Source organism: Aeromicrobium sp. A1-2, from assembly GCF_003443875.1.
Classification (GTDB): Bacteria; Actinomycetota; Actinomycetes; order Propionibacteriales; family Nocardioidaceae; genus Aeromicrobium.
Map to the genome: position 1 here is coordinate 481105 of NZ_CP027482.1, position 11190 is coordinate 492294.

Below are 11190 nucleotides of genomic sequence, written 5' to 3' on the forward strand. Positions count from 1 at the left end.
CCACCCTCCCCCGTAGCACGAAAGGCAATTCATGAAGATCACCTCCGTCAGCCGCCTCACCGGCCTGACCGCCCTGCTCGCCGCGTCCGCACTCGCACTCTCGGCCTGTGGTGGTGGAGATGCCACAGCCAAGGGATCCGAGGGTTCGCTGGCCTCGACCGTCGACCTGAAGGGGGTCGACATCACGATCGGCTCCAAGGAGTACCCCGAGCAGAAGATCCTCGGCGAGATCCTGATCCAGACCCTCGAAGCCTCGGGTGCGACGGTCAAGGACAAGACGGGTCTGGCGGGCACGAACGTTGCACGCGCCGCGCTCGAGAGCGGTCAGATCGACGCCTACTACGAGTACACCGGTACGGCCTGGCTGACGGTGTTCAAGAAGACCGACGCGATCGGGGACCCGAACGAGCTGTTCGACGCGGTCGAGACGGAAGACGCGGGCAACGGCATCTCCTGGTTCGCCCGCGCCCCGTTCAACAACACCTACGGTGTCGGCGCCAGCCCGAACGCCGCCGACACCGGCGTGACGTCGATGTCGGAGTACGCCGAGCTGACTCGCACCAACCCGGACCAGGCGACCCTGTGCGCCAGCGCCGAGTTCAAGACGCGCGACGACGGCCTTCCCGGCCTCGAGAAGCACTATGGCTTCACGCAGCCCAAGGGCACGGTGTACCCCGTCGAGCAGACCGTCATCTACCAGGCCGTGAAGCAGAAGAAGTGCAACTTCATGTACCTCGTCAGCACCGATGCGCGCCTGGCCAAGAACAAGATCACGGTCCTGGACGACGACAAGACGTTCTTCCCGATCTACAACCCTGCGGTCAACATGCGCACGGACGTCTATGACGCCAACGCCGCCAAGTACGACAAGCTCTTCGACGCCGTCGCGGCCCTCCTGACCCAGGACGAGATCCTCGAGCTCAACGGCAAGGTGGAGCTGGACGGACTGCCGGCAGGCCCCGTGGTCACGAAGTTCCTCAAGGCCAAGAAGATCATCTGATCTCCCTCACCCACCACCGCTCCACATCATCGAACTGAGGACCACACCATGGCAATCATGACCGGCGGCGAGGCTGTCGCACGCAGCCTCGCTGCACACGGCGCCGACGTCGTATTCGGGATCCCGGGCAATCACAACCTGCCGATCTATGAACACCTGGCCAGCAACGACATCCGCCACTTCCTGTCTCGTCACGAGCAGGGCTGCGGATTTGGCGCGGACGGTTACGCCCGCGTGACCGGGAGGCCGGGCATCGCGCTGGTGACGGCCGGTCCGGCGGTGCTGAACACCCTTGCGGCGCTCAGTCAGTCGTACGCCGACTCGGTCCCGGTCCTGATGGTGTCGCCGGGCATGCCCCTGCGCCACCCGTTCGGTGGCAACGGGCACCTCCACGAGGTCAAGGACCAACAGGCCGCGGTGGACGCCGTGGTGTCGGTCAGTCATCGGGTCAGCTCGGTCGACGAGATCGGCGATGCGATTACCCAGGCCTACTCCGACATGACCGCGGGCCGCCCCAGGCCTGTGCACGTGGAGATCCCGATCGATGTCCTCGACGAGGTTGCCGACACCGAGGTCGGTATGCCGTTGGCGCTCCCGACCGTGAGCGCTCCCCAGGGAGAGCTCACGAGGGCGGCGGCAGTGCTAGCCGAGAGCTCTCGGCCTGGGATCGTAGTGGGTGGCGGGGCGCGTGCCGCGTCCGCCGAAGTTCTCGCGCTCGCCGAGAAGCTCGGAGCCTCGGTCGTCACGACAACCAACGGCAAGGGCATCCTGCCAGAGGACCACCGGCTGTCCCTCGGAGCCGGAGCCCACCTGGCGTCCGTTGGCGAGTGGGTCCGCTCGCGGGACGTGCTGCTCGCGGTCGGCACCGACTTCGGTCCGTCGGACCTCTGGAACGGACCGTGGACGATCGACGGAACCTTGGTGCGGATCGACATCGACCCCCGCCAGATCGGCGTCAACGTCCGCCCCGACATTGCGCTGGTCAGCGATGCCGCGGCGGCGCTCGGCTCGCTGGTGGACCTGATCGGTGACCGGCACGAGACGAGCGACGGCGAAGCCCTCGCCTGGGCCGCACGTGCCCACGAGGAGTCTGCGTCCGAGGGCGCGCTCTGGGCGGACGAGATGAAGGCGATGTCTGACGTCCTCGACCGCAACGCGATCGTCGCGGGCGACTCGGCCGCCGTCTGCTACTACGGTCTGCGGGCCAATCTGCCGCTCCACACGCCGGGCGCGTTCCTGTACCCGACCGGCAGCGGCACGCTCGGCTACGGGCTGCCCGCGGCCATCGGCGCCAAGGTCGCTGCCCCGGACCGGCAGGTCGTCGCGGTGATGGGTGACGGTGGCGTGATGTTCACGCTCCCGGAGATCGCCGCAGCCGCAGCAGAGGGGATGGCCCTGCCGCTGATCGTGATCGACAACGGTGGCTACGGCCAGATCCGCAAGAACATGAACCTGCGCGGCTACGACCCGCTCGGTGTCGATTTCCCGTCGCCGGACTTCGCCGCTGCCGGACGTGCCCTGGGCTGCTACGGCATGTCGATCGAGAGCCCGGAGCAGCTCTCCGAGGAGCTTGCCAAGGCCCTCGTCGCCGACCGCCCCACCGTGCTGCACGTCAAGGAGGGTCGAGCGTGACTCGAGCCGAGTGGTCGCGTGACACGATCTACGTCGGTGGGGAGTGGATCACCCCTGGCGGGCTGGTCTGTGATGTCGAGAACCCGGCGACCGAGCAGGTCGTCGGCACGATTCGGACGGCAACGGCGCACGATGCCGCCAACGCCGTGCTGGCAGCCAGGCTCGCGAACCAGGCTTGGAGCCAGACCACGCCGGCATATCGCCGGGGCCTTCTGCTGGATCTCTCGGTTGCCCTGCGCAGCCGTGAGGAGATCATCGTCGAGACGCTCGTCGCTGAGGTCGGGGCGCCGGCAGACATCGCTCTCTCGTCTCACCTCGGGCAGGCCCTGGCAGTGCTGGACCAGTACGCCGACCTCCTGAGCACCTTCTCGTTCAGCGAAGTGGTTGGCCACACGCGGGTGCTGCGTGAGCCCGCGGGGGTGGTTGCCGCGATCACGCCGTGGAACTACCCGCTCTACCAGCTCATGGCCAAGGTCGCGCCTGCGCTGGCGGCGGGTTGCCCCGTCGTGGCAAAGCCGGCCGAGCTGACCCCGTTGTCGGCGTTCCTGCTGGCCGACGCGTTGGAGGAGATCGGTCTGCCCGCGGGCGTGTTCAACCTCGTCCCCGGAAGCGGGTCGGAGGTCGGCGGCGTCCTGTCCAGCCATCCCGACGTCGATGTCGTGTCCTTCACCGGCTCGGTCGGTGTGGGTCGCATCGTCGCAGCGACAGCATCGGACACCGTCAAGCGGGTGTGCCTGGAGCTGGGAGGCAAATCGGCCAGCATCGTGCTGCCGAGCGCAGACCTTGAGCGCGCCGTCACGGCGACCGTCGAGAACGTCATGTTCAACAGCGGCCAGACCTGTGCGGCGTGGACCAGGTTGTTGGTCCCACAGGACCGGCTCGACGAGGCCCTGGTGACGGCGGCTTCGGTCGCAGACTCCCTGGTCGTGGGTGACCCGCTGGCAGACGGAACGTATCTTGGCCCGGTCATCTCCGCGAAGCAACGCGATTCGGTCCTGGCCTTCATCGACGGAGCCGTCGCCGACGGTGGATCCGTCGTTGCCGGTGGCACGACCCGCCCCGACGATCTTGACACGGGTCACTACCTCCGACCGACGGTGATTGCCGGGCTGCCGGCGACATCGCGCGTCGCGCAGGAGGAGGTGTTCGGTCCGGTGCTCGTGGTCCTGCCCTACGACGACGTCGACGACGCGGTCGCGATCGCCAACGACTCGGCGTACGGGCTCGGGGGAGCTGTGTGGGCGGACGACGTTGACGAGGCGTTCGCGGTGGCGCAGCGACTCCGCACAGGGCGGGTCGACATCAACGGCGCCGAGTGGAACCCCGCGGCTCCGTTCGGTGGCTACAAGCAGTCGGGCAACGGCCGCGAGATGGGTCAGTGGGGGCTCGACGAGTTCCTCGAGGTCAAGGCCGTCCAGATGCCGGCCGCGAAAGGATCAGCATGATGAGCACTGCCACTCCGCGATGGGCCGCGACTACAGCGGACCGGCTGCTGCCGGAGTTCCCGTGGAACCGTCTGGCACCCCTGTGGGAAGCCGCACGTCGGCACCCGGACGGCGTCATCGACCTGTCCATCGGCGCCCCCGTCGACCCGACTCCCGACGTGATCCGCCGCGCCCTCGTGGCGGCAGTGGATGCGCCGGGCTACCCGTCGACCGAGGGTCCGGTCGCACTCAGGGCGGCGATCGTCGACTATCTAGCCAGACGCGCAGGTGTGCAGTGTCTCGACGTCGACATGGTGCTCCCGACGATTGGCTCCAAGGAGGTCATCTCGCAGCTCCCGGCATTCCTGGGACTCGGCGCCGATGACGTCATCGCGATCCCTGACCTGGGCTACCCGACGTACGAGATCGGTGCGCTTTCCACGGGGACCCGCATGGTGCGATACGTCGACCCGCGCGATGTCGACACCGAGGGGGTCGCAGTGCTGTGGATCAACTCACCCAGCAATCCCGAGGGGCGGATCCTCTCCAGCGACGACCTCCGGATGATCCTCGAGCGCGCCCGCAGGACCGGAACCCTGGTCGTGAGCGATGAGTGCTACCTGGAGTTCGGCTGGACCAGCGAGCCGACCTCGATCCTGCACCCCGACGTGTGCGGCAACGACACGGTCGGCATCCTGATCTGCAGCTCGCTGTCGAAGCGCTCCAACCTGGCCGGCTATCGGGCTGGGTTCCTCGCCGGTGACGGTGAGCTGCTGGCCCGGTTGCTGGAGTACCGCAAGCACATGGGCCAGATGGTTCCGACGCCCGTCCAGGCGGCCATGACCGCAGCCCTGGAGGACGACGCGCACGTCGCGCTCCAGCGGGAGATCTACCTCCAGCGACGCGCCGCCATGCGGCCCTCACTCGAGGCGGCTGGCTTCGTCATCGATCACTCCGACGGCGGCCTCTACTTCTGGGTGCGCCGTGAGGGCGAGACCTGCTGGCAGATCGCCGAGTGGATGGCCGACCGCGGGATCATCGCGGTGCCGGGAGAGATCTACGGCGAGTCCGGACGCGATCACGTCAGATTGACCATCACGACGGGCGACAACGATGTCGCTCGTGCGTCCCAGCGACTCATGCAGCACGCGTCGCGCTGATCTGCCGATCCCGGCGGGACAACACAGAGACAACCACACGAGACTCAGGAGAACGGGCGACATGGGAATTTTGGACGGCAGGACAGCCATCATCACCGGCGGTGCGCAGGGCATCGGCTTCGCGATGGCGACCGCCTTCGTCGCCGAGGGGGCGCGGGTCGTGCTGGGCGATCTCGACGAGGCGGCGAACGAGCAGGCGGTCCAGGCGCTGGGCGGAGCATCGGTCGCGGCCGCCGCGAGGTGCGACGTCACGGTCTCCGAGGAAGTCGACGGTCTCATGCAGGCCGCGCTGGACGTGTTCGGATCGGTCGACGTCATGGTCAACAACGCCGGCATCACCCGGGACGCCACGATGCGGACGATGACCGAGGACCACTTCGACCAGGTCATCAACGTGCACCTCAAGGGCTGCTGGAACGGCACCCGCAAGGCGGCAGCGATCATGCGCGAGCAGAAGAGCGGCTCGATCGTCAACATCTCCTCTCTGTCCGGCAAGATCGGGATGGTCGGTCAGACCAACTACTCGGCCGCCAAGGCCGGGATCGTGGGAATGTCCAAGGCCGCAGCCAAGGAGCTGGCCCACCACGGCGTGCGGGTCAACGCGATCCAGCCTGGTCTTATTCGTTCGGCGATGACTGAGGCGGTACCTCAGAAGGCCTGGGACCAGAAGATGTCAGAGATCCCGATGGGTCGAGCCGGCGAGCCGGCCGAGGTCGCGTCAGCTGCCCTGTTCCTCGCCTCGGACCTGTCGTCGTACATGACCGGCACGGTGCTCGAGGTCACCGGCGGCCGATTCATGTAGCCGGGCGCCCACCCCAACCCCCACCCCTGAAAAGAGCCTTGTGATGCGCGACGTCGTTGTGTGCGAGCCTGTCCGGTCGCCGATCGGTCGGTACGGCGGAATGTTCAAGAGTCTGAGCGCCGTGGATCTCGGCGTGGCGGTCCTGAACGGACTGCTCGAACGGACCGGGTTGGACCCCGAGCTGATCGAGGACGTGATCCTGGGACACTGCAATCCCAACAGCGAGGCGCCTGCGATCGGGCGAGTCGTGGCGTTGGACGCGGGGCTACCGGTCACAGTCCCGGGACAGCAGATCGATCGCCGGTGCGGTTCGGGTCTGCAGGCCGTGATCAACGCCGCGATGCAGGTGCAGACCGGCGCTCACGAGCTGGTCGTCGCAGGAGGTGCCGAGAGCATGAGTAATGCCGCTTTCTACTCCCTCGACATGCGGTGGGGAGCGCCACGCGGGGTCACGGTGCACGACGGTCTGGCACGCGCCCGCACGACGGCCGGGGGCCGGACGCACCCTGTGCCCGGAGGCATGCTGGAGACGGCCGAGAACCTGCGGCGCGACTACGCGATCAGCAGGGATGAGCAGGACGCCCTGGCCGTGGAGTCCCACCGTCGGGCCGTCGCCGCCCAGGAGTCAGGCGTGCATGCCGAGGAGATCGTGCCGATCACGGTCCGCGCCCGCGACGGCGAGGTCGTGAAGGACACCGACGAGCACCCACGCCCGGGGACGACGATGGACAGCCTGAGCAGGCTCAAGCCGATCATGGCCGGCAGCGTGCCGGGAGCCACCGTCACAGCCGGCAACGCGAGCGGCCAGAACGACGCCGCGGCGATGTGCATCGTCACGACGCCTGAGCGGGCCGAGCAGCTGGGCCTCGTGCCGCTGGTGCGCCTGGTCTCGTGGGGCGTCGCTGGCGTTGCTCCCTCGCACATGGGGATCGGCCCGGTCCCCGCCACCGCAACCGCGCTGGCACGAGCAGGTCTGCGCCTTGCGGACATCGATCTGATCGAGCTCAACGAGGCCTTCGCCGCCCAGGCGCTCGCGGTCATGCGCGAGTGGGAGTTCTCGCCGGCTGACCAGCAACGCACCAACGTCCACGGCTCGGGGATCTCGCTGGGACACCCGGTCGGCGCCACCGGCGGTCGGATGCTCGCCAGCCTGTCCCGAGAGATGCATCGGCGGGAGGCCCGGTACGGCCTGGAGACGATGTGCATCGGCGGCGGGCAGGGGATCGCCGCGGTCTTCGAGCGTCTCGCTTGACCGACCGTCGGTGCCCCGCCACCTCGCCCAGCCGCCCACCGAACGTCCCGAACGGAACATGATTGTGACCGAGCTCGACACCCTTCCAACCACACCCTTGGCGACGACGCCACTGGCCGATGCCCGCGACGCCCTGCGCGCGGCGGTCGATCATCTGGGCTATGAGAACAGCGTCTACGAGATGCTCGCGGTCGCACGCCGAGAGCTAACGGTCAGCATCCCGCTGCGGCGCGACGACGGGTCCGTCGAGATCCTGATCGGGCACCGGGTGCAGCACAACTTCTCGCGCGGTCCCGGCAAGGGCGGGCTGCGGTACGACCCGGCCGTCACGCTCGACGAGGTGCGTGCGCTCGCGATGCTCATGACCTGGAAGTGCGCGCTCCTCGACGTCCCCTACGGCGGTGCCAAGGGCGGTATTCGCATCGACCCGCGGAACTACAGCAAGGCTGAGCTCGAACGGGTGACCCGGCGCTACACGAGCGAGATCTCTCCGCTCCTGGGTCCTGAGATCGACATCCCCGCCCCCGACGTGGGGACCGATGAGCAGACCATGGCCTGGATGATGGACACCTATTCGGTCAATCGCGGACACACCGTCCTCGGCGTCGTGACCGGCAAGCCGGTGTCCTTGGGTGGTTCCCTGGGCCGAGCCAGCGCTACCTCTCGGGGCGTTGCCCACATCGCGCTCGCGGCGATGAGCAGCCGCGGTATCGCGCCACACGGTGCCTCGGCTGCAATCCAGGGCTTCGGAAAGGTCGGCAGGGGAGCGGCGCGCTTCCTCGCCGAGGCAGGCTTGCGGGTGACCGCCGTGAGCGACCAGTACGGGGCCATCGAGTGTGGTGCCGGACTCAACGTGGCCGCGCTGGAGGTGCACGTCGACCGCACCGGCTCGGTCGTCGGATTCGCCGGGTCGACGGCACTGGCCGACAAGGACGACTTGCTGTTCAGCGAGGTCGACGTTCTCGTACCGGCCGCGCTCGAGGGCGTCATCAACGCCGAGACCGCGAGCAGGGTGCACGCCGAGATTGTCGTGGAGGGCGCAAACGGGCCGACCACACCGGAGGCAGATGCGATCCTCGCGGAGCGTGGCTGCCTGGTGGTTCCGGACATCCTCGCCAACGCCGGTGGCGTGGTCGTGTCCTACTTCGAGTGGGTCCAGGCCAACCAGGCCTACTGGTGGAGCGCCGATGAGGTCGAGCAGCGCCTGGCCGAGCGCATGACGGCCGCGTGGTGGCGAGTCGCCGAGCATGCGACATACAGACAGCTCAGCCTGCGAGACTCCGCGACCTCTCTGGCGGTCCAGACCGTTGCGGCGTCGCACCGCATGCGCGGACTCTATCCGTGAGTCGCACCATGTGGTCTCAACGACTGGTGGCACCCTCGACCTTCGAGCTGACCGAAGTGCCCCGCCCGAGCGTCGCGGACCTGCGCGAGGGAGAGGTGCTGCTCCGCGTCGCCGCCGGAGGCATCTGCGGCAGCGATCTTCCGCACTTCGCCGGCCGGGTTTCCGGCAGCCTCGCTGTCGACGCGGAGCGTCATGCGGCAGCAGTCCCCGGCTATCCGCTCCACGAGGTCGTCGGCACCGTGATCGGGTCGCAGTGCCGCGACCTGGCCGTTGGTGCCGAGGTGGTCGGCTGGGCCTCCGGCACCAATGCCCTTTCCGAGTACGTCGTGGTCGTCGGCTCGGGTGTCTGCGCGTACGACGCAGCCGCGTTGACGCCGACCGAGGCCGTGACGCTCCAGCCGCTCGCCTGCGTGCTGTTCACGCTTGCCCAGCTCGGCCCGCTGGCCGGAAAGCGGGTCGCGGTGGTGGGGCAGGGGCCGATCGGCGTGCTGTTCAGCCATGCCCTGCGCACCGCCGGCGCGGGTGAGGTGATCGGCGTCGACGTCCTGTCGCACCCCGATCTGCTGAGCACGTTCGGCGTCGACCAGTTCGTGCACAGCACGTCGGACCGATGGGCCGCGACGATCCAGGACGAGGAACGCCCTGATGTCGTCATCGAAGCAGTGGGGCACCAGGTCGGGACGCTGACCGACGCCATCGAGGCGATCGCCCCCGATGGAACCATTTACTACTTCGGCGTCACCGATGACGCCGTCTACCCCGTGGCCCTCACGTCGATGCTCCGCAAGAACCTGACCCTGAAGTCCGGATACGTGCGTCCGCCGTCTCGTCGCGAGGCCCTGCTAGCGGCGGCGGAATATCTGGCGGCCCACCCCGGCCTGGCTGGCCGGTACGTGACCGATGTGTTCGGACACATGGACGCGGAGCTCGCCTTCCGCCGCGCCGCGCATCCCGTAGCTGGCCAGCACAAGATCGTTGTGTCGATGTCGATGTCGACCTGACCGGCGGGCCGTGCTCATTGAGCCTGCCGAAGGGTGTGGCGCTCAGGTGCGCTTGCGGCGGAGGACGTCCGAGCCGTTGCGGCGCACCATTGACACCGTGGTCTTCCACGACGGGCGCTTCAGGTCAGGCGGCTTGCCGGCGCCCACCCGATGCAGCTGATCGGTGTGCCACTGCAGGTCGATGAGTCCGTCGAGAGCCTTGGTGTTGGTGACCTTGCCAATCAGCGCGGCGCCAGTGATTTGGCGGCGGTACGAGTCGAGCGTGTCGACGACCTCACCGCGAATTTGTGCCGGCGCATCGGGCGTCGTGGCGGCCGGCCGGCCGAGACCGATCATGCTGCAGTCTCCCGAGTCGAGCGCCGCCTCCATCGCCAGGCGGGAGCGGAAGCCGCCCGTGACGGCCAGCGGAACATCGGGGGCGACCTCGCGCACCGTGGCGGCGTACTCGAGGAAGTAGGCCTCCCGGAGGACGGTCGAATCGCGCGCGCCCATCATCGCCGGCGCCTCGTAGGAGCCGCCACTGATCTCGATCATGTCGATGCCCTCCTTCGCCAGTCGCACGACGACATCGCGAGATTCCTCGTGGCTGAATCCGCCGCGCTGGAAGTCGGCCGAGTTGAGCTTGATGCCGACGGCGAACGTCGGCGCAACCGTGGATCGGATGCGGCGCAGGATCTCGACGACGAACCGCATGCGCTTCTCGGGTGTCCCGCCCCATTCGTCCTCGCGCTGGTTGGACAGCGGGGAGAGGAACTGCGCGACCAGGTAGCCGTGGGCGCCGTGGATCTGCACGCCGTCGAAGCCGGCCCGCTCGGCCACTGCGGCGGCCGTGGCGAAGCGCTCGATGATGTCCTCGATCTGGGCCGGAGTGAGCTCGGCCGGCATCTTCGCGCCGGGGACCTTGAGGGCGATCGGACTGGGTGCGACCGGCTGGGTGCGACCGAGTGGGTTCGACTGACGTCCGGGGTGGTTGATCTGCATCCAGATCGGTACGCCGGCCGTGCGGGTCGACCCCGCCCATCGGGTGAGCGCCTCGAGATCACGGTCGTCCTCGATGGCGACGTTGCCGGACTCGCCGAGCTGGTTGCGGTCGATCATGACGTTGCCGGTCACGATCAGCCCGTATCCACCGTCGGCCCACGTGGCGAAGAGCCGTTCGAGCTCGGGAGTGGGGGCGTGGCTGCGATCGCCCATCGCCTCGCTGAGTGCCGACTTCATGAAGCGGTTGGGCAGCACCTGCCCGCACGGGAGGGTGAGCGGGCTGTTGAGCATCGACATGTGACGTCCTGAAGATCTGAGATTCCATCGGTATCTGAGTGGTCCAGCCTACGGGGTGACGCCTTGGACGTCATGGCGATTGCAGAGTTCGTGCCAGACAACGCTGCGCTTCAAGGCGTTGTGCATCGACGCCACTGATGTGTCGGCGATCGAGGGCTTCTGGGCACGGGTCTTGGGCTACGAGTCCGAGACCTTGGGGGCGGGTGGACGGTCATGGCCGATCCCGAGGGCAATGAGTTCTGCGTCTTCCCGACCGACTGACGACGGGCCTGCGCCACCGCGTGGCAGAGTGAACC

10 protein-coding genes are annotated in these 11190 nt (G+C 68.0%); 9 read left to right on the top strand and 1 reads right to left on the bottom strand.

Going from position 1 to position 11190, the window contains the following annotated elements; genetic code table 11:
* Positions 1–31: 31 nt before the first annotated feature.
* The 8 genes from C6I20_RS02395 (at position 32) to C6I20_RS02430 (ending at position 9616) form a co-directional block, all read left to right on the top strand.
* On the top strand, positions 32–1000 hold the full coding sequence (locus C6I20_RS02395) for a glycine betaine ABC transporter substrate-binding protein (RefSeq protein WP_118394499.1): 969 nt from the start codon (positions 32–34) through the stop codon (positions 998–1000).
* 48 nt (positions 1001–1048) lie between these two features.
* Entirely contained in the window at positions 1049–2632 is a 1584-nt protein-coding gene (locus tag C6I20_RS02400) for a thiamine pyrophosphate-binding protein (RefSeq protein ID WP_118394500.1), read from the top strand.
* The gene (locus C6I20_RS02405) at positions 2629–4077 is read left to right on the top strand and encodes an aldehyde dehydrogenase family protein (protein WP_118394501.1); all 1449 of its coding nucleotides are present in this window, start codon (positions 2629–2631) and stop codon (positions 4075–4077) included. The genes C6I20_RS02400 and C6I20_RS02405 overlap by 4 nt, the downstream gene beginning before the upstream one ends.
* Positions 4077–5216: a succinyldiaminopimelate transaminase gene (gene dapC, locus C6I20_RS02410; RefSeq protein WP_118394502.1), complete on the top strand. Its 1140-nt coding sequence runs from the start codon at positions 4077–4079 to the stop codon at positions 5214–5216. Before C6I20_RS02405 ends, dapC begins: the two co-directional genes overlap by 1 nt.
* A 61-nt stretch (positions 5217–5277) precedes the next feature.
* Positions 5278–6018 carry a 3-oxoacyl-ACP reductase FabG gene (fabG, locus tag C6I20_RS02415; RefSeq protein ID WP_118394503.1) on the top strand — a complete coding sequence of 247 codons (741 nt, stop codon included), beginning with the start codon at positions 5278–5280 and terminating at the stop codon, positions 6016–6018.
* 43 nt (positions 6019–6061) lie between these two features.
* On the top strand, positions 6062–7270 hold the full coding sequence (locus tag C6I20_RS02420; RefSeq protein ID WP_118394504.1) for an acetyl-CoA C-acetyltransferase: 1209 nt from the start codon (positions 6062–6064) through the stop codon (positions 7268–7270).
* 64 nt (positions 7271–7334) lie between these two features.
* Positions 7335–8615, top strand: coding sequence for a Glu/Leu/Phe/Val dehydrogenase (locus C6I20_RS02425; RefSeq protein WP_216822968.1), 1281 nt, complete (start codon positions 7335–7337; stop codon positions 8613–8615).
* Positions 8612–9616 (top strand): zinc-binding dehydrogenase, encoded by a 1005-nt coding sequence (locus tag C6I20_RS02430; protein ID WP_216822969.1) that lies wholly within the window; start codon positions 8612–8614, stop codon positions 9614–9616. Before C6I20_RS02425 ends, C6I20_RS02430 begins: the two co-directional genes overlap by 4 nt.
* A gap of 42 nt (positions 9617–9658) precedes the next feature.
* Here C6I20_RS02430 and C6I20_RS02435 read toward each other — a convergent pair whose 3' ends face one another.
* A complete protein-coding gene (locus C6I20_RS02435; RefSeq protein ID WP_118394506.1) occupies positions 9659–10894 on the bottom strand; it encodes an NADH:flavin oxidoreductase/NADH oxidase family protein in 1236 nt (411 codons plus the stop codon).
* A gap of 159 nt (positions 10895–11053) precedes the next feature.
* Here C6I20_RS02435 and C6I20_RS17815 point away from each other — a divergent pair, with 159 nt between their 5' ends.
* On the top strand, positions 11054–11155 hold the full coding sequence (locus tag C6I20_RS17815; RefSeq protein ID WP_162891399.1) for a VOC family protein: 102 nt from the start codon (positions 11054–11056) through the stop codon (positions 11153–11155).
* The last annotated feature ends 35 nt before the right edge of the window (positions 11156–11190 follow it).